Source organism: Clostridium sp. KLE 1755, assembly GCF_000466465.2.
In the GTDB taxonomy this organism is placed as follows: Bacteria; Bacillota; Clostridia; order Lachnospirales; family Lachnospiraceae; genus Eisenbergiella; species Eisenbergiella porci.
The window spans coordinates 508-20431 of the sequence record NZ_KE992731.1 but is presented as its reverse complement, the minus strand read 5'-3'; the positions used below and the strand labels follow the sequence as shown (position 1 = coordinate 20431).

17 protein-coding genes and 3 tRNA genes are annotated in these 19924 nt (G+C 49.8%); all 20 read right to left on the bottom strand.

Translation table 11 applies throughout. The features are described 5' to 3' along the window. Positions 1–426 precede the first annotated feature (426 nt). The 20 genes from fabK to HMPREF1548_RS17000 all read right to left on the bottom strand — a co-directional run bounded on the left by fabK (position 427) and on the right by HMPREF1548_RS17000 (position 19836). Positions 427–1350, bottom strand: coding sequence for an enoyl-[acyl-carrier-protein] reductase FabK (gene fabK, locus HMPREF1548_RS17095; RefSeq protein WP_021637627.1), 924 nt, complete (start codon positions 1348–1350; stop codon positions 427–429). Then, the gene (gene acpP, locus HMPREF1548_RS17090; RefSeq protein WP_025487834.1) at positions 1350–1583 is read right to left on the bottom strand and encodes an acyl carrier protein; all 234 of its coding nucleotides are present in this window, start codon (positions 1581–1583) and stop codon (positions 1350–1352) included. Before acpP ends, fabK begins: the two co-directional genes overlap by 1 nt. A 71-nt stretch (positions 1584–1654) precedes the next feature. After that, positions 1655–2515, bottom strand: a complete 861-nt coding sequence (gene rsmI / locus HMPREF1548_RS17085) for a 16S rRNA (cytidine(1402)-2'-O)-methyltransferase (protein WP_021637625.1) — start codon at positions 2513–2515, stop codon at positions 1655–1657. 82 nt (positions 2516–2597) lie between these two features. Next, positions 2598–4202 carry a putative glycoside hydrolase gene (locus tag HMPREF1548_RS17080; protein ID WP_021637624.1) on the bottom strand — a complete coding sequence of 535 codons (1605 nt, stop codon included), beginning with the start codon at positions 4200–4202 and terminating at the stop codon, positions 2598–2600. Between the two features lie 319 nt (positions 4203–4521). Continuing rightward, positions 4522–5277 carry a tRNA1(Val) (adenine(37)-N6)-methyltransferase gene (locus HMPREF1548_RS17075; RefSeq protein ID WP_021637623.1) on the bottom strand — a complete coding sequence of 252 codons (756 nt, stop codon included), beginning with the start codon at positions 5275–5277 and terminating at the stop codon, positions 4522–4524. Beyond that, a complete protein-coding gene (locus HMPREF1548_RS17070; RefSeq protein ID WP_021637622.1) occupies positions 5255–6160 on the bottom strand; it encodes a PSP1 domain-containing protein in 906 nt (301 codons plus the stop codon). Before HMPREF1548_RS17070 ends, HMPREF1548_RS17075 begins: the two co-directional genes overlap by 23 nt. Positions 6161–6278: 118 nt before the next feature. Then, on the bottom strand, positions 6279–7268 hold the full coding sequence (locus tag HMPREF1548_RS17065) for a DNA polymerase III subunit (RefSeq protein ID WP_021637620.1): 990 nt from the start codon (positions 7266–7268) through the stop codon (positions 6279–6281). Between the two features lie 33 nt (positions 7269–7301). Beyond that, a complete protein-coding gene (locus HMPREF1548_RS17060) occupies positions 7302–7916 on the bottom strand; it encodes a nucleoside/nucleotide kinase family protein (RefSeq protein WP_021637619.1) in 615 nt (204 codons plus the stop codon). 23 nt (positions 7917–7939) lie between these two features. After that, positions 7940–9439: a glycerol kinase GlpK gene (glpK, locus tag HMPREF1548_RS17055; protein ID WP_021637618.1), complete on the bottom strand. Its 1500-nt coding sequence runs from the start codon at positions 9437–9439 to the stop codon at positions 7940–7942. 172 nt (positions 9440–9611) lie between these two features. Beyond that, a complete protein-coding gene (gene pyk, locus HMPREF1548_RS17050; RefSeq protein ID WP_021637616.1) occupies positions 9612–11024 on the bottom strand; it encodes a pyruvate kinase in 1413 nt (470 codons plus the stop codon). Between the two features lie 30 nt (positions 11025–11054). Beyond that, complete coding sequence (locus HMPREF1548_RS17045) at positions 11055–12491, bottom strand: aminotransferase class I/II-fold pyridoxal phosphate-dependent enzyme (protein WP_021637615.1); 1437 nt, start codon at positions 12489–12491, stop codon at positions 11055–11057. A gap of 23 nt (positions 12492–12514) precedes the next feature. Further along, positions 12515–13168, bottom strand: coding sequence for an HD domain-containing protein (locus HMPREF1548_RS17040; protein ID WP_021637614.1), 654 nt, complete (start codon positions 13166–13168; stop codon positions 12515–12517). 110 nt (positions 13169–13278) lie between these two features. Beyond that, positions 13279–14703: a L,D-transpeptidase family protein gene (locus tag HMPREF1548_RS17035; protein WP_021637613.1), complete on the bottom strand. Its 1425-nt coding sequence runs from the start codon at positions 14701–14703 to the stop codon at positions 13279–13281. 168 nt (positions 14704–14871) lie between these two features. Further along, positions 14872–16635 (bottom strand): ABC transporter ATP-binding protein, encoded by a 1764-nt coding sequence (locus HMPREF1548_RS17030; protein WP_021637612.1) that lies wholly within the window; start codon positions 16633–16635, stop codon positions 14872–14874. After that, on the bottom strand, positions 16571–18454 hold the full coding sequence (locus tag HMPREF1548_RS17025) for an ABC transporter ATP-binding protein (protein WP_021637611.1): 1884 nt from the start codon (positions 18452–18454) through the stop codon (positions 16571–16573). Before HMPREF1548_RS17025 ends, HMPREF1548_RS17030 begins: the two co-directional genes overlap by 65 nt. After that, positions 18451–18900 (bottom strand): NUDIX hydrolase, encoded by a 450-nt coding sequence (locus HMPREF1548_RS17020; RefSeq protein WP_021637610.1) that lies wholly within the window; start codon positions 18898–18900, stop codon positions 18451–18453. The genes HMPREF1548_RS17025 and HMPREF1548_RS17020 overlap by 4 nt, the downstream gene beginning before the upstream one ends. 63 nt (positions 18901–18963) lie before the next feature. After that, positions 18964–19452, bottom strand: coding sequence for a deoxycytidylate deaminase (locus HMPREF1548_RS17015; protein ID WP_025487846.1), 489 nt, complete (start codon positions 19450–19452; stop codon positions 18964–18966). A gap of 125 nt (positions 19453–19577) precedes the next feature. Beyond that, positions 19578–19650: transfer RNA gene (locus tag HMPREF1548_RS17010), tRNA-Lys, on the bottom strand. A 32-nt stretch (positions 19651–19682) separates the two neighbouring features. Further along, a tRNA-Phe gene (locus HMPREF1548_RS17005) sits at positions 19683–19755 on the bottom strand. A gap of 7 nt (positions 19756–19762) precedes the next feature. Then, positions 19763–19836 (bottom strand) — tRNA-Met (locus tag HMPREF1548_RS17000). Positions 19837–19924 lie beyond the last annotated feature (88 nt).

Below are 19924 nucleotides of genomic sequence, written 5' to 3'. Positions count from 1 at the left end.
ACAGCAAACCCTGCCCGGCAAGGGGACGGTGCTCTACATACGGAGAAGCATACGCCCCAAGATCTCTGTAAATCACATGATTCCATGAAAGATTCAGGCTGATATGTTATGTTTGTTGTCTATGTTTATGGCTAAAGTTATGGTGGTAAACTTAATATAATTAGAAGTTGGTGTTGTTGGAAAATATTTGCGGTATTATTTTGATAGTCTTTTTATTTGATATTCAAAATATTCAGTTGTAAAAAAAGACTGCCGGTGTCAATTATGTAAAAAGCAATGCTTTTGGAGTTCGTAAGATTGCCGGGTAGCCTTTTTTGTATCTTAATTATTGCGGTCGACTGACTGGCCGCTTTATTTTTAGGGAAACTTAATCGGAAAATCTCAAAAATCAAAAAGGGAGCTGTAATAAGTCAGTTGTTTTTTAACTTATTTATTCAGGAGGGCGCTGGCTTCCTGGATGATTTCCTGGATGATCTGGCGGCAGGTTTGTTCTTTGGTGACCATTCCTGCGCATTGGCCGGCCATGAGGGTTCCGTTTACTACGTCGCCTTCCATGACGGCTTTCCTGAGGGAACCAAGGGTCAGGTATTCCAGTTCTTCGAAGGTAGCGCCTTCTTTTTCCAGCTTCAGGTATTCCCTTGTCATTTTGTTGCGGATCTGGCGGACCGGGTGTCCGGTGCTCATTCCGGTTACTTCTGAATCAATGTCCCTGGCTTTGATAACCTTCTGTTTATAGTTGTCGTGGACAATGGATTCTTTGGCCACCACGAAGCGGGTGCCCATCTGCACGCCCTGCGCCCCCAGCATAAATGCCGCTGCAAAGCCTCTGCCGTCTGCGATGCCGCCGGCTGCAATTACCGGAATGTCCACCGCATCCACGACCTGGGGAACCAGCGTCATGGTAGTGGCTGATCCGATATGTCCGCCGCTTTCCATGCCTTCGGCAACCACCGCGTCCGCTCCTGCGCGTTCCATCAGCTTCGCCATGGCAACGCTGGCGACTACAGGGATTACCTTCACGCCTGCGGCTTTCCACATTTCCATGAATTTGGCAGGGCTTCCGGCACCGGTGGTAACCACCTCCACGCCTTCCTCCACGATCACCTTGGCCACTTCGTCTGCATTGGGATTGAGCAGCATGACATTGACCCCGATAGGCTTTGAGGTGAGCTCCCGCGCTTTGCGGATCTGCTCTCTCACAATGTCTGCCGGCGCGCTGGCTGCGCCGATGATGCCCAGTCCGCCTGCTTCAGAGACGGCGGCGGCCAGATGGTATTCTCCTACCCAGGCCATGCCGCCCTGAATGATCGGATACTCGATTCCGAGAAGTTCCGTGACTGCTGTCTTCATTAAGCTTCGATTCCCTGTGCTTTCAGATATTCTACAACTGAACCTACCGTTGTCAGTTTTTCCAGTTCCTCTGCAGGAATTTCAACACCATATTCTTCTTCTACTGCCATAACCAGTTCGAAAAGGTCCAGAGAGTCAGCTCCCAGATCATCCTTGAAAGAGGAATCCTCTGTAATCGCAACGCCCTCCAGATTTAACTGCTCCTGAATAATCTCAATTACTTTTTCTAACATTTTGTTATCTCCTTTTTTTGTTTTTATAAAAAAGTTTGACATTCAAAGTATATTCTCTGTTCCTTTGTTTGTCAACTACTTCTTTCCTCATTTTTGATAAAATACTGATAAACATCCCTTTTGCTTATTCCTCTGTCCTTAGCTACCAGTTTCATGGCGTCTTTACGGTCCATTCCCTGGTCTTCATAGAACTTCATATGCTCTTCCATGGACATCTGCGCAAAGGAGGCTTCCTTTTCCCTGGCCTTTTCCTCATGGCTCTTGCCCTCCAGTACCAGGACGTATTCTCCGCGGGGATCGTTGGTTTCGTAAAAATGCAGGGCGTCCTCCAGCGTGGTGGGCATTATTGTTTCAAATTTTTTGGTCAGCTCCCTGCACAGGGTAACTTTTCTGTTTCCCAGTTCTTCGTGGAGGCAGGACAGTGTGCGTATCAGGTGGTGGGGCGCTTCATAAAGGATTATGGTCCTGGATTCTTCTTTCAATTCCTCCAGGATGGCTTTTTTCTCTTTTTTATCATCAAAGGGCAGGAAGCCTTCGAAACAGAATCTTCTCGTTGGAAGGCCCGAAAGCGTCAGAGCTGTTATACAGGCCGCCGGTCCGGGAAGTGAGGTCACCGTAATGCCCGCCTCCTGGCACAGCTTCACCAAAACCTCACCCGGATCGGATATGGCCGGCGTCCCTGCATCGGTTATGAGCGCAATATTTTTTCCCGCATTCAGCTGGTTTATCAAATCATATGCTTTTTCAACTTTATTGTATTCGTGATAGCTGGTCATCGGCGTCCGGATTTCAAAATGATTCAGCAGGCGGATACTGTTCCTTGTATCCTCCGCGGCTATCAAATCCACATCCCGCAGCGTTTCCAGCACACGGGGCGTCATGTCCTTCAGATTTCCGATGGGTGTCGCACATAAATATAAAGTGCCTGCCATATCTTTCCTTTCCTGTGAGCTTTGCCTGGGCAAAACACATTCCCGTCCGGCTCCGCCAAACGCCGCTTATTTCCCGACGCCTTTAATCCGCCGGATTTTCCGCCGCCGGCCCCGCTGCCGGCTCCGCATTTCCCGGTGCCTGCGCAGTCTCTGCCCTCTCCGCTTCCTCCGCGGGAAGCAGCCCTCCCTCCGTATACCGGTTGGAGGCATTCCAGAGTATCCATTCCTCATAGCCTGCGTCATACACGGCCTGAATCTGCGCCCGGATTTCCTCCGGCCCATATTTGATATGTCCGGGAACCCAGGATGCGGTAAAATCCTGCAGCCAGGGCCTGACATCCGCCCGGATCTCCTCCGCCGGTTCCATGTCCCGTGGGCTTAAAATCTCATTTCCGGAAATCTCATTCCCGGAAGTCCCGTCACCAGGCTTCTCATCTGCGGGTATCTCATTTGCAGAAACCGCATTCCCGGCGTTACCGTTTGCAGGCACCTCATTTCCGTCAATACCGTTTCCTGAGGCATCTCCCGCCTCGCCATCAGCAGATACTCCGCCTGCCGCTTCCCCGCCTGCAGAAGCATCGTTTCCCGACACCTGCTGCCCGTTTGCATCCTTACGCATTCCCGCCAGGACCTCTCTGGAAGCGCCCATACTCCTGTATATCGTCTCATATGGCTGTGCATCCGGCACCGCCAGCCCCAGATTCCCCGGCCCGTAATGGGACGGATAGACCATCGGGCTGATATAATCCAGATACTTTGCCATCTCGTAATAATCCTGTCCTACAATGGACGCATCCAGCTCACTGTCAATGATGATGCCGTACACATCCGCCGATACCGGTACTCCCAGCTGATGCAGCGCCTGCGCCGCATACGCCGTAAATTCGGTAATCGTCCCTTCCTTGTCACGACCTGCTGCCTCCGGGCCGAAATCCACCTTTGACATACCGCTGTCCGTGGAGAAGCGGATATAGTCAAATTGTATTTCATCAAATCCCACCGCCACCGCCTGTGCGGCAATTTCCATCAGGTATTCCCATACCTCACGGCTGTAGGGATTCACCCAGGCAAGTCCTGACTTATCGCGGAAAACACTGCCGTCCTGATTATGAAGCGCAAGCTCCGGGCGGTTCTCCGCCAGGAAGGGGTCTTTAAACGCCACAATCCGGCCAATCAGATAAATCCCGTGCTCCCTGCACTTCTTCACCAGGGCCGGCATATCCGCCACCAGCTTCTGTGCGGAGCCAAGCTCTGAAACCATAGGTGAATCCATCTGATAAACAACACGGCCTTCATCGTTTTTAATATCTATCACCATGGTGTTCAGCTCTGTCCTGTCCACCAGGGATATCAAGTTGTCCATATTGGAGGTTCCCGCCATATTTCCGGTGACATAGATCCCTTTGACCTTTACCCTGTCACCGATTGGCAGCTCTCCGCCGTATTCCTCTGTCTGCTCCGTTTCCGCAGCTTCCTGCGCCAATGTTTCAGGGGCATCAATGTCGCCCTCCCCTTCGGCGCCGCCCTCAGTCTCCGCAAAGTCCTCAGAATTCCCGGAAACATCCGTTCCCTCCTGTATGGCCGCCGCTTCCTGCGCATCCCGGCTTCTGCCTGCCAGATAAGCGCTCGTTGCCGCTATTACAAGAAGACAAAGCAATATGGCTGCGAATATTTTACTTATCTTCATTTTCCGTTCTTTCCGGATCTCCGGCGCAAAATACTGCGTAAAACCCGGATATCACATATGTTTAAACCTAAAACCTCAGTTTTCCATCTATCTAAACTAAGATAATAACCGATACCGTAATAATTTTCAATAGCTTTTACGGCACATATCCCTTACAGCGTAATAATTCATCCTTCGGCCGGACTGTTACTGCATCCGCCATTAAAAGCCGCCTGCGACGAGGAGGCGCATGCCTGCTGCCACTACGTTTTCTCACGGTCTGCGCAGTAAATGCGCAGACCTGCCTGAACTGTTGCCTTACAGCTGCCGCTCTCCTGCATCAATACCCGTAAATATCATAAATTTCATCCGTATATACCCCCGGCTCCCGGTATACAATCAAAGGCTTCTCCACCTTCAGCCGGCTCCTTCCGCCCCGGTTTGCCTCAAGCAAAACCATATTCGGCTCCTTGTCCGCAAACGGATATACCAGCTGCATACGTTTTGGCTCCAGTCTGTACCTTGCCAGGGTCACGATGATTTCCGCCAGCCGGAAGGGCCTGTGCACCAGGAAAAAATTGCCGCCCGGCTTCAGCAGCTTCGCGGCCTGCGCGGCCACATCCTCAAAGGTGCATTTCACCTCATGCCTGGCAATTGCCTTTGGCGCCTCCGGATTGGTCAGCCCATGCCCTCCCACCATATAAGGCGGATTGCAGGTAACAACGTCAAAAGAAGCAGCCGGAAACAAACCCGCTGCCTCTTTAATATCCCCTTCCACAATGGAGATTTTCTCCTCCAGGCCGTTCAGCGCCACACTGCGCCTGGCCATGTCCGCACTGTCCGGTTGAATTTCCAGCCCGGTCAGATGGGAGGCATTCGTCTTGGCCTCCAGAAGAATCGGGATAATTCCTGTCCCTGTCCCCATATCCAGAACGCTTCCCCCGTCCTTTACGCGGGCAAAGCCGGAAAGAAGCACCGCATCCATACCAAAACAGAACCGTTCCTGGTCCTGGATAATCACATAGCCGTTCCTCTGCAGCTCATCCAGCCTTTCTCCCGGCTTTAATGAGATGCTATTCCAGTTTGGATTTTTCATCCTGCTTCTCCAGTTTTTCCAATTCCTTCAGCTCTTTTTCGCTGACCTCGTTTTTCTTATTCCGTCCGTGCCTTCTCTTGAAGCGGAGCTGATCCAAACGGTATTCCCTGATTTCCTTCTCATCCTCCACATTGACGATAACCTTTACCAGCTGGCGCAGCACGTTGACGCTGGACACCTCGCCCTTCAGTCCGTCATCCGTGGTCACATAATCGCCCAGGTTGGGAAGCCTGCGGTTCAGATCCTCATAGGTCTCCTCCTCATGCTTCAGACAGCACATCAGCCTGCCGCACACCCCGGAAATTTTCGTAGGGTTTAAAGAAAGATTCTGTTCCTTCGCCATTTTAATGGAAACCGGCACGAATTCCGACAGATGGGCATGACAGCACAGCTGCCTTCCGCAGATACCGATGCCGCCGAGAATCTTGGTTTCATCCCTTACGCCAATCTGACGCAGTTCAATCCTGGTCTTGAAAACGCTGGCAAGATCCTTCACCAGCTCCCTGAAATCTATTCTTCCGTCCGCCGTAAAATAAAACAGCACCTTATTGTTGTCAAACGTATACTCCGCATCAATCAGCTTCATGTCCAGCCCATGCTTGGTAATCTTCTCCTGGCAGATGCGGAAGGCATCCTTTTCCTTCACCTTATTCGCCGCTTCCTGCTCATCGTCCCTCTCGTTGGCAATACGCAGCACCGGCTTGAGCGGCTGAACCACCTTGCTGTCCTCCACCTCGCGGATACCGCCCACCACGGTTCCGTACTCTACGCCGCGGGCCGTTTCCACAATCACATGGTCACCCTTTTTTATTTCAAACCTGGACGGGTCAAAATAATATATCTTGCCCGCCGTACGGAATCTTACGCCTATCACTCTAGTCATCTATCAACCTCCTGCCATATTTCATGGCCCGGCAGATCACCTTCCCGATCCGCCCGCCGGCCCGTGCCGGCCATTTCGTATCCGAACCAATGCATCCTGAAACATGATTTCCTCTGCATTAATTCTCTTTCATCGTCAGAAACAGAAGCTCCATGGTCAGATCAAAATTTACGTTGGCTGAAAGCCTGGACTTCGCTTTTTCCAGCGCATCCAGGATTATTTCAATCCCTTCGTAGCTTCTCTGATCCGCTTCCTTTCTAATATACTTTATTTCTTCCTTAAAGATCAAGTTATTTGCGTCATTGGTTGCCTTAAAAAGCAATACATCCCTGTACCAGATGGACAAAATATCCAGATAATCGGTCACATCCAGCTTATATTCGGAAATTTTCTTAATAGCGGCCACAATTTCCGAAATCTCCATATCACGAATATATTTTAAAAGCGTTACCGCCTCTTCCTTCACATTATCAAAATCCTCGCTGGAAGCCAGCATTTTGGCACGTCCGATATTTCCCCTGGCAAAAGCCACACATACATTTGCCTTATAATCCGGAATCTGCAGATCCTCCATCAGAAACTTTCGCACAATATCGTCACGCACCGGCTTCATATTCAGCACAACGCACCGGCTCACAATCGTGGGAAGCAGCGCCTCCACATTCGTTGTCAGAATCAGGATTACACCATATGCCGGAGGCTCCTCCAGCGTCTTTAAAAGCGCGTTCTGCGCCTGTACCGTCATCTTCTCCCCTTCATTGATAATATATATCTTATAAGGGCTGGAATAGGGCTTGATGACAATATCATTATTCACCTGGCTTCGGATATCCTCCACACCGATGCTGTTCGGCTTTTCGTGGGTCACACGGATGATATCCGGCTGGTTGCCGCTCTCCGCCTGTTTGCAGGAATGGCATTCCCCGCACGGCTCAATCCCGCCCCTTTCACACTGAAGAGTCCTGGCAAAAATCCTGGCGATGAACTCCTTGCCGGAGTTCCTTTCTCCATTAATAATATATGCATGGGATACCTTGCCCAGCCTGATTGCGTTCTGCAGGTGCTCCTTCATAGCCTCCTGCCCGTAAATATCCTGAAAACCTGCCATAACTCCCTCGCTTTCCCACGGGGACGCCGTGCCTTACCGCACTCCGTCTCCCGCCTGTACCCTGCGCGCCTGCCTGATATAATCCATAACCTCCTTCAGGCACGTCTCCAGCTCACCATTATAGAATCTTCTGTCAATCCCCGCTTCAGCTATTCGTTCTTCACTGAAATCCTCAGAATCCGCAAGAAAACGCCTGCACATTTCCTCATATTTGGGGTTTTCCTGCTTTTTTTCCCGGTCCAGCGCCCTCTGCAGGCGTTCCCCGTCTTCCACCTCAATATAGATAGGCACGATTTTTTCCTTCCCCACAAACCGTTTCACCGCCCTGTAGGACTCCAGCGTCCCAATCAGCAGATAATCTTGTTTTTCCAAATCCAGCTGCCCGTCATCCACCGTAAAATAATACCACGGCCCATAAAAGGTGCTGTACATTCTTTCCTCAATTATCTTTCCTTCTGCGCGCAGCCTTTCAAGCTCCGCCTCATCCGTAAAAAAATATTCCCTTCCGTTCTCCTCACCGTCCCGTATGGGCCGCGTCGTATAGGGAACCAGCGTTTCCAGCCGCAAATCCGTACAGTCCAGAAGCCTCCGGTAAATGGTGTCTTTACCGGAAGAGCTCTTTCCTGCAATATAAAATATTTTTCCCATCTGTTTCTGACTGCAAACGTTTGTCAGTCTTCCTCCTTAGCATAGGCAATCGCACACCGGACGGCGCGTTTCCAGCCCTTCAGCTTCTCCTGCCGCATTTCCTGCGTCATGAACGGAAGGAAGGTTTTTTCCAGGAACCAGTTTTTCCTGATATCCTCCTTATCCTTCCAGAAACCAGTGGCGATTCCCGCCAGATAAGCCGCTCCCAGCGCTGTGGTTTCAATGCACTCAGGCCTGAGCACCTCTTTATTCATAATATCCGCCTGGAACTGCATCAGGAAATCATTGGCGCTTGCGCCGCCGTCCACACGCAGGTTCTTAAGCGTGATGCCCGAATCCTTTTCCATGGCTTCCAGCACATCCTGCGTCTGGTAGGCAAGGGATTCCAGCGTGGCACGGATAAAATGCTCCTTCCTCGCCCCGCGGGTGAGCCCCACAATGGTTCCCCTGGCGTAAGGATTCCAATAAGGCGCGCCCAGCCCGGTAAAGGCCGGCACCACATATACCCCGTTGGTATCCTCCACATCCTGCGCATACTCCTGGGACTGCGGCGCATTTTTGATCATACGCAGTTCATCGCGCAGCCACTGTATGGCCGCTCCCGCCACGAACACGCTTCCTTCCAGCGCATAACGGATTTCCCCCTCTGTGCTGGCCGCAATCGTGGTCAGCAGCCCATTTTGGGAGGTCACTGCCTTTTCCCCCGTATTCATCAATAGGAAACAGCCCGTACCATATGTATTCTTCGCTTCCCCGGCCTCAAAGCAGCACTGTCCGAACAGCGCCGCCTGCTGATCTCCCGCCGCGCCCGCAATGGGAATCACTCCGCCGATGACCGATTCATCCGTATAGCCGTAAACACAGCTGGACGGCTTCACCTGGGGCAGCATGGATCTGGGGATTCCCAGACGGTTCAGAATATCCTCATCCCATTCTCTCTTATGAATGTCAAAAAGCATGGTACGGGAAGCATTGGTGTAATCCGTTACAAAAACCTTTCCCTTGGTCAGGTTCCAGATAAGCCAGGTGTCCACCGTACCGAACAGCAGCTCACCCGACTCCGCCATTTCCCTGGCGCCCTCCACATTATCCAGGATCCACTTGATCTTGGTGCCGGAAAAATAGGCATCCGGCACCAGCCCGGTCCGCTCCCTGATGATGCTGTCAAAGCCATCCTCCTTCAGCTGTTCGATAATATCCGCCGTCCTGCGGCACTGCCAGCAGATGGCATTGTACACCGGTTTTCCCGTTTTTTTACTGAAGCAGACGGTAGTCTCCCTCTGGTTGGTAATACCTATCGCCGCAATATCCTCAATCGCCGCGCCGATTTTTCCCATGGCCTCCACAGCCACACTCAGCTGGGAGGACCAGATTTCCAGAGGGTCATGCTCCACCCAGCCCGGTTTCGGATATATCTGGGTGAACTCCCTCTGCACCACAGAGCGCATATGCCCTGATTTGTCAAACAGAATACAGCGGGAACTGGTCGTTCCCTGATCAAGCGCCATCACATATTTTTTCATTCGTAATACCCCCGTTCTGACCCCAATTTAAAAATACTGAAATTTAAATTATTACTGCCGCTTACCCCTAAGCGCCGCTCTTCCCAGACGGCCGTTTCCTTCTCTCCTGCCGTCTGTATCCAGGCGGCTGTCTCCTACTGTCCGGCTCTTTCCATGATACCGCAGCCACCTGTTATACCTCAACTACCCTCAGCTGATTGGTCTTTCCGGAAATTCCCAGAGGCATTCCCGCCGTAATGATAACCTTATCCCCTTTTTGAATATAACCAGCCTCCACAGCAGCGTCAATAGCCGCATGGAACAGATCCTCCGCTGTATTCTCCTCCTGGATCAGCAGCGGCATTACACCCCACTGCAGGTTCAGCTGACGCCATACCAGCCTCTTCACCGTGCAGCCGAAAATCGGGCAGCTGGGCTTAAACCGTGAAATCATGCTGGCAGTAAAGCCTGACATGGTTACGCAGATAATTCCCTTAACATCCAAATCCGCCGCCATCGTGCAGGTTGCATGGGAAATCGCCGTAGTAATATTGCCGTCGCCAGGCAGTTCGCGTTTTTTCAGACGGCCTGCAAAGTCGATATCCTCCTCGGTCCTCTCCGCAATGCGCGCCATGGTCTGTACGGCCTCCACAGGATACTGTCCCTGTGCGCTTTCGCCGGAAAGCATGATAGCTGTGGTCCCATCATAAATAGCATTGGCAATATCCGTGGTCTCCGCTCTGGTGGGACGGGGATTGTGAATCATGGACTCCAGCATCTGTGTTGCTGTTATTACCTGTTTTCCTTTGGCAACCGCCTTTTTAATGATCTGCTTCTGAAGCACGGGAACCTCTTCCAGCGGAACTTCAACACCCATATCTCCTCTGGCAACCATAATACCATCGGATACATCGATGATTTCGTCCAGATTCTTGATACCCTGCATATTCTCAATTTTAGCAACGATCATCATCTTGGAATTGTGCTCATCCAGAATCCGGCGCACCTCCAGCACATCCTCTTTATTGCGCACAAAAGATGCCGCGATAATATCAAATCCCAGTTCAATGCCGAACAGGATATCATTCCTGTCGCTTTCGCTGATATAAGGCATGGAAAGTTCCGCGCCCGGCACATTCACGCCCTTGTGATTGGAAACAGGTCCGCCGTTTACAACATCACAGATAATATCGGTATCCGTAATTTCTTCCACCGTCATCTCAATCAGGCCGTCGTCGATGAGAATCGTGGTTCCCACACCGATATCATTAATCAGCTCCTTATAGGTAATGGAAGCCATTTTTTCCGTTCCCATCACTTCCCTGGTGGTCAGGGTGAATTTCTGTCCGGCCTCCAAATAAACCTTGCCGCCTTCAAAATCCCTCAGACGGATTTCCGGTCCCTTGGTATCCAGCAGCGCCGCAATGGGAAGATTCAGTTCCTTGCTCACCTTGCGCATTCTGTCATATTTTCCGTGCTGTTCTTCATGATCTCCATGTAAAAAATTAAAACGGGCCACATTCATGCCTGCCAGCATAAGCTCTCTCAGTTTTTCCTCACTTTGGGAAGCCGGTCCGATGGTGCAGATAATTTTGGTTTTTCTCATATTAACTCCTTCCGGTGCTTCAGACACCTGTCAATTAAGTATTGTTATTGTACAGTCTCCGGTCAACCCCGCTCCTGTTTCCGCGGTCTCCACCCCCTGTACGTTCAGCCTCTGCCTCACGTACGTCTCTATTAACTTAATGACCTCCTCCGTTATTACCTCTCCCGGAACTACCAGAGGAATTCCCGGCGGATAAAGGTTCACATAAGTTCCTGCTGTCTTTCCCGCCGCCATGCCAAGCGGACAGGAGTGCTTCTCTGCCGTCAGCGCCCGGTAAAGCGGCACCGACATCTCAAGCTCCGGATACGGCTTCGCCTGCTGCGGGCAGTCCTGCGTCTCCAGGCCTTTATCAATTTCCAACAAAGCATCCGCAAGCCGCCTTAAGCCCTCCTCCCTGTCCCAGGGAGTCACTATGGCGGTTACATAAGTATCGCAAGCCATCTCCATTTGAAGATAATAACGGTTCAGAAGCTCTTTGTAAAGCGTATTTCCCGTAATTTTTGTATTCTTTACAGATATCAGCAGTTTTCCCGCATCAAAAGCTTTCATACAGCCTTTTTCCAGAATATCCCTGTTCATCAGCCTGAGATGCTTTAATTCTTCCGTTTTCCCGTAAAAACGCGCCATCCGCTGTGCAAAACCGCCCCAGCACGCCCCCTCCTCCAGGAGCCTCACACAGGCATCCATACTGCCCATCAGCAGATAGGACGGACTGCTGGTCTGATAAATCCGTTCATACTCCCGCACAACGCTTCTGTCCACACGTGTCCCGTTAACATGCAGAAGCGCTGTCTGGGTCAGCGCAGGAAGCGTCTTATGAAGACTCTGAATAACCAGATCCGCTCCCTGACGCACCGGACTCTCCGGAAAAAACGGATCAAATCCAAAATGCGCCCCATGCGCTCCATCCACAATCAAAATGCCCCCCGCCCGGTGGACAATTTCCGCAATTTTTTCAATATCAGAAACTACCCCGTCATAGGTAGGGGAGGTGAGCACCACCGCCTTTGCCTCCGGATACTCCCTCAGGGCCGCTTCCACCTGCTCCGGCAGGATACAGTCCGCTATCCCGTAATCCGGCACCGTCCCCGGATAAAGAAAAACAGGCTCCAGCTCCCGCAGGAAGCAGGCATGATACACGGATTTATGGCAGTTCCGCGCCATGATAATCCTGCTGCCTCTTGGCGCCGCCGCCGAAACCGCAGTAAGGATCCCCGCCGTAGAACCATTTACCAGAAAAAAAGTTTCCTCCGCGCCGAAAACAACCGCTGCCTTTTCCTGCGCCTCCTTCAGAATCCCATCCGGCGCATGCAGATCATCAAAACCCTCTATTTCCGTAATATCCAGCCCCGCAATTCCCTGCAGCGCCCCAATCTCCTCAGGCATGTTCCTTTTATGCCCGGGCATATGAAAGGGATAATACTGAGAAGCCCCGTATTCAGTTAATCTTGCAAATAATCCTTCCATTTGCCTCCTGCATGCCGTCAGTTTTATTTTTCTGCCGCCTTTATTTCTTCTGCTGCCAGCTCCCCGTTTTCCTGCGTCTTTGGCTCCTTTTCTTCGCCACCGCTTCTGCGGGGGAGTGTCGTCCAATGCCTGCCCAAATGCTTCACAGCCTTCAGCCGTGGCTCCACCGTTTCCAGAAATGAACAGTACTTATCCGCCGCCGTCACGATCCATGCCTCTCTGCATAAAGGCGGAACAATAGTAAGCGGCCACATATGCTTCTTGATAATATCCTGCTCCCTGGGAGATAGCCGGTACTCCCTTCCGGCATTTTTCAGCGCCGTCCTGGGATGGCTGAAGCCATGCATATTCCACAGCCCCCTGTCATGCTTATGATGATGCCAGTCATAAAGGAAATAATCGTGAAGCAGCGCTCCTCTGATAATATCCTTTTCCTCGCTCTTTATCCCCATTTTCTCCAGTTTTTCGTGGATTGCCAGGCTGCAGCCCGCCACGCTGATGCAATGGCTGTGCACGGAAATAGTCCCGTGCTGGATACTTCTGCGCGTACTTTTAAAATTATCGGACCGCAGAATATCCCCTCCATTTTCAGCAATTCTCTCCATAAATTTCCTGCGCCTTGCGATCCGGCGCTCCTGTTTTTCCCGCTGCCTGGGCGTCAATTCCTTATTTCTCATGATTTGTCCCCCAAACCAATTCCCTGTAATAGTTCAGACAACTGAACCGCTGCGATTCCATCTGACACTTTGCAGTTAATAATGTAACTGTCCAACACTTTCAAAGTTACTTAATAATAACAGATTACCGGAAAATTCCGTTCCATATATCCGTAAATTTCCTCCGCCTTATCACGCGGCAGATTGATACACCCATGAGAACCGTTCCTCATATAAATATCTCCGCCGAAGCTTCCTCTCCAGGACGCATCGTGCATACCGATATTCCCGTTAAAAGGCATCCAGTAATCCACATGCGACGCATAATTCTCACCGGTCAGCGTGGCATTCCTCTCCTTGTAGGTCAGCCCGAAAACACCGGCCGGCGTGCCGTATCCCCTGGAAATATTCCCGGACACGAAATCACTTTCCAGAATCAGCTCTCCGTTCATATAAAGATATAAATGCTGGTTTCCCATATCAATTTCCACATAGGAAGCCCCAATATCTTCTCCCGGCGCCCCGGTGGCATAACCTCTGGCAAAATAAAGAGGCTCCTTCTCCACCTGCTCGCCTTTCCTGACAGACTCAAGAAGCGCGGCCGTTTCTCCCGCCCGGTCCGTCCACCAACCGTAAGAACCGCTCTTCAGCAGAATAGTATTCCCCATTGTCGTGGTAAAATTACGATCCCTGCCATAAGTATCATGTTTTCTGGCCAGACCGTTCACATACTCCCGGGCCGCTTCTTCATCCAGCATCACATCGTCATTCGTAATCGTAATCCACTGGCTGATCACACTCCCATCAACCACTTCCCTTTCGCCATTCCAATCATAGGTTATGGCAGCGCCCACATACCGGTTTGCCTTCTCAAGCGCTTTCCTCAAAGCCTTATCATCCGACTTCACTGCCGCATTCTGGTAAAAACCGCCCGCATCCAGATCCAATGTTTCCTGAAGCCTTTCAAGCGCCTCCGCCACCGCATCCTTCACCCGGTCAAAATCCGCCACGGTACCCGGATACTCAGGAACAATTTCATACCCCCTGCCCTCAATATAACCGCTTATGTACGCATCCTCCGGAGGGTGGATATTGGCCTTCTTAAAAAACACCGTCTCACTCAGCCGCTCCGCCAATGCATCGTCACTGTACGTCACCGCCTTGGGAAGCTCAAAATCTCTCCCTCCAAAAAACATCATCGGCCACTTCAGCCCTGTAAGCTGCGCATTGATCCGATCCAACGTATTATCATAAACATAGGTCATCCCCACCTGATCCGGCTTTACAATATCCTGCATATCCTCCCGGCCATAAATCTGCAGCTCATAAGCAACGGAAGGATTCAGAATCTCCTCCCGCACCTGCTCTTTGGAACGAAAGCTGTAATCCGTCCCATCTATCTGTGTCCTCCAGTAATAATGCCCAGCAAAAAAGAAGGCGCCTGCAAGATAAGCAAGAGCAAGCACCGCCGCAGTTATTCCCACGGCAATCATTGCCCTTCCGTATGCAGTCCCCCCTCTTTCAACCTGCGTGTCATTCATTTTTCTTTTATTCATCCGACAAATTCCTTCGTATAATCTCTCTCCCCTATTGTATCACTTATCCGTCAAAAGAAAAATAGATAAATAATGTATCGGTTGAGAAATACAGGTAAAATCGCAACAGCCCGGATAACCGGACTTCTGCCTGCAATCCGGTTACCATCCGAAGCCAACACAGTTCCCTTACTCAAACTGTGCCAGGTACATCTGTCTGTACAGGCCCTCCTGACATATCAGCTCATCATGAGTACCCTGCTGAACCACGTCTCCGTCATTCACCACAAGAATTATATCGGCATTCCGTATCGTAGATAATCTGTGGGCGATAATAAAACAGGTTTTCCCCTCCATCAGCCTGCGCATCGCCTCCTGGATTTTCATTTCGGTACGGGTATCCACGTTGGAAGTCGCCTCATCCAATATAAGCATCCTGGCCGGAAGAAGCATCGCCCGCGCAATCGTCAGCAGCTGCTTCTGCCCTTTGGAAATATTCGTCCCTTCATCGGTCAGTATCGTATCATAGCCCTGAGGAAGCCTGCGTATAAAACCGTCAATTCCCGCAGCAGCAGCAGCTTCCCTGACCTTTTCCTCTATGGCTCCCTGCTCCATGCCGCTAAGGCTCCCATAAGCCAGATTTTCATAAATGCTTCCCTGGAACAGCCAGGTATCCTGCAGAACCATAGCATAAGACTGCCTCAGGCTCGCTCTCGTTATTCCTGAAATATCCGTCCCATCCACACTGATATTCCCACTCTGAATATCATAAAACCGCATTAGTAAATTGATTAACGTTGTCTTTCCTGCGCCCGTCGGCCCCACAACCGCTACCATTTTACCGGGTTTTACATGAAAACTCAAGTCATGGATAATAGTTTTAACACAATTGTAACCAAATTTTACATGGGACAGCTCCACATCCCCTTGTGCATCCTTCAGATCCACACAGCCCGGACTGTCCGCCGGCTCCTCCTCTTCATCCAGCAGCCGGAAAATCCGCTCCGCAGCAGCAATGGAGGACTGCAAATCACTGATGATATTCGCCGCCTCATTGATTGGCCCTGAAAACTTCCTGGAATACAGCACAAAGGAGGAAATATTGCCAATACTCATCTGCCCGAACAGATAAAGCACCGCACCGAACACGCTAATCAGGGAAAGCGAAAGATTATTCACAAAATTCACCATCGGCCCTACAATACTACCGTAATATTCCGCCCTGTAATATGCCTTCATGGCATTTTCATTTCTTTCCTCAAACCGGTCAATCGTATTTTTCTCCTGACAGTACGCCTTCAGCGTCTTCTGCCCGGATACCATTTCCTCCACAAAACCGTTCAACGCTCCCAGCTTTGCGGATCTCTCCCGGAAAAGAGGCCTGGTTTTCCCCGTCAGATACCTGGTAATACAAACCGACAGCGGCAGCGTAAACGCAAATACCAGCACCAGCCTTGGTGAAATCAAAACCATCATAACAAAAGCGCCGCTCACCGTTATCACCGTCGTCAGCAACTGTACCACATCATCTGATAGCGATACATTTACCGTATCTATATCATAGGAAATCCGGCTGATGATATCCCCGCTCTGATGCACATCGAAATACCCCACCGGGAGTGAAAGCAGCTTCTCAAACACATCCTTCCTCATCCGGTAAACCACCTTCCGGCTTATGGCAATCATCAGCACCTGCAGCATATAGGAAAAAATTGAAGAAACCACATAAAATACCGCCATCCAGGCCGCAAAATAAAAAACCCTTCCAAAATTTACCTTCCCCGGCCCCGGTTCAATCGCATCCACCGCATACCCGGAAAGCATCGGCCCAATCAAGGCAAAAAGATTGCTTCCCACCGTAAGCACCAATGCCGCAGCCAGATACCATTTATAGTGAAGCAGATAACCCCCCAGACGGATCAGCGTACCTGCCTTCCCCTTTTCTTTTTTCATAACCTCCTCTTTCCCCCTCCTCTCCATGTCCGTATTCCACTCCAAGTCTGTGCTCCGCTCCGGCTGCGTACTCTGCTCCAGATTTGTACTCTGCCCCGGTCTGTGAACGACTTATCTCCTGATAGATTTCACAGCTTTCCATCAGATCCTCATGCGTTCCATATCCTATCATTTCCCCGTCCTCCAGCACCAGAATATGATCTGCATGCATCACCGAACTGATTCTCTGGGCTATCATAATAGTCGTAGTATCCCTGAAATGCTCCTTCAGCTGCCTGCGCAGCCTGCTGTCCGTCCTGTAGTCCAACGCACTGGAGGAATCATCCAGTACCAGAAAATCCGGATGTGCCGCCAGTGCCCTGGCAATCAGGATACGCTGCTTCTGTCCACCGCTCAGATTAGCCCCCTTAATGTCAAGCATAGCGCCCTCACTCTGCTCCTTCTCCCTGGTAAACTCATCTGCCTGCGCATATACAAGTGCCTTCTCAATATCCTCCTCACTCAGCTTCCGCCCCATCCTTACATTTTCAAAAATGGAGTCCTCAAAAATAGTATCATTCTGGAACACTACCCCGAACTTTTCTCTCAGCTCCTTTTTTTCAAAACTTCGCACATCCCGCCCATCAATCAGGATTCTTCCCTCATCCACATCAACCAGCCGCATCAGAAGTGCCGCCAACGTAGTTTTTCCCGAGCCCGTTGCCCCAATAACCCCAAGCATTTCCCCTTTTTTCACCGAAAAGGAAAGGTTCTTCAGGTTTGCTTCCGTTTTATTATAGGAAAAGGTAACCCTGTCAAATACAATTCCTTTATTCCCGGCCTCCGTTTCATTAACAGAAGCTGCCTTCATATCTTCCGTCACAGTAACCATATCATCTTCGCAGTCTAATACCTGCTGTATTCTGGCTCCGGATGCCACCGCTTTATTTATAATGACAAACATTCTGGAGATCGACATCATCGCATTCAAAATAATGGTGAAATAGGTCATAAACGCCAATATTTTTCCAACCTCAGACGTTCCCGCATTTACTCTGTAAGCCCCTGCCAAAATCACTCCGACAAGACCCAGATTCAGAAGCATGTTCATTGCGGGGTTCAGCACTGCCATTGTCTGCTCAGCGTTCCGTTCGCAGGTAATAACCATCTGATTGACGCCATCAAACTTATTTTTCTCATAATCCATCTTTGAAAGTGCCTTAATTACACGGATTCCCGCAATATCCTCCCTCACCAGACACACAAACTTATCCGCCGCTTCCTGCAGCTTCCGATATAAAGGCATTCCCTTCCTGGAAACCGCCGTCATAACAAAAGCCAATATCGGCATTACCAGTAAAAGCACCGAAGCCAGCACCGGATCCAACGCCATAGTAAAAATAATACCCCCCACAAGCAGAATCGGCGCCCTTACACCCAGTCTCTGAATTCTGCCTATCATCTGATTCACATTATAGGTATCTGTCGTCAGCCTGGATATCAATGACGGCTTTGTAAAGGAATCCGTCTGCCTGTCAGAAAGGTACATTGTTCTGGCAAATAAATCATGCCTTATAATCTGAGTCGCCTCACTGGCCACCCTGGATGCCATCCTGTTCGCAATAATATTAAAAGCCACCGCCAGCAAGGAACAGAAAACCATAACCCCGCCCCATAAATAAATCTGCTTTAGGCTCCCCACCGGAATTACATTATCAATTACATATGCCAGCACCCACGGGATGCACAAGTCCATAACTGATCCAATAAACTTAATTGCAAACCCAATTCCCATTCGACCATAATAAGGCTTCAAATATATAGATATAATCTTTTTCATTTTTGTTCTTTTGCAAGCCCTTCCTCAATAAAGCTGTCCAATTTCTCAATTAAATACGGCTGAATATCAGGATACGTCCAAAACTCCCTCTCTTTCGGAAGCTCATCAAAGCACTTCACCTCTGCAATCTCATAATCCGGCAGAATGCCCAGACTCTCGATCTGCGCAAAATACAACATACCGAAGCTCGCTTCTCCTCCATTTCTCATACATGAGTAAGCACACACCGGATGCAGCACATACGTCTCCGCTCCTGTCTCCTCAAACAATTCTCTTTTTGCCGTATCTTCAATCCTTTCCCCAGCTTCTCTATGGCCGCCGGGACATTCCCATGTATTCCGTTTTCCGTGTCTGCATAAAAGCCATCTACCGTCCTTTTTCGCCCCTATTACTGCAAATTTATATACTGAATCCTCTGCCCGATCATAAAATGCTACCTGTACCATTTTGCCCCCTAGATTACACCAAATATTGCACCACTATTTCTCACATCGTTAATAAACTCAAAATCAGTACCCAAAAGCTCCTGTTAAAGACTCATCATTCTCTATCCATTCGCTCACCATAACCTCTCGAAATTCATCCTTTGTATCCCTTAAGTATACCTTTTCAATACCTGCATTAATCACCAGACGCTTACACATAGAACAACAGCACGAATTTTCAATATAAGAACCGCTGTCCACTTCAATTCCCACCAGATATAAACTACTTCCGATCATTTCATCCCTCGAGGCACTGATTATGGCATTGGCCTCTGCATGAACACTCCTGCACAGCTCATACCTCTCGCCTCTCGGTATCTTCATCTTAGTCCGTATACATTCTCCTATATCGGAGCAATTCTTCCTTCCTCTGGGTGCCCCCACATATCCGGTTGATATCACCTCATCATTTTTTACGATAACCGCCCCATAATGTCTTCTGATACAGGTACACCTCTGTGATACAACCTCCGCCAAATCCAGATAATAGTTTACCTTATCCCGTCTTCCCATAAATGAATTCCCCCTTTTCATCGCAATTACTTTAAATTATATAACACTTTTCTGCACTTGCAAAGTTCCATCAAAAGTTTCACATATAAAAAAAGACCTCAGTAATCATAACTGAGATCAAAAAATGAAGCACGGGGGATTCGAACCCCCGACAACCTGATTAAAAGTCAGGTGCTCTACCGACTGAGCTAGTGCTCCATACATAATATTTAATTTGTGACAGTAAGAAATGCCCAGAACCGGAATCGAACCAGTGACACGAGGATTTTCAGTCCTCTGCTCTACCAACTGAGCTATCTGGGCATTTGAGTAGCGGGGACAGGATTTGAACCTATGACCTTCGGGTTATGAGCCCGACGAGCTTCCAGACTGCTCCACCCCGCGTTAACATATTATATTGTAACACCAAATTGGTATCACTTGCAACTTTTATTTGATAAAAAATGGATGGAGGTGGATTCGAACCACCGAA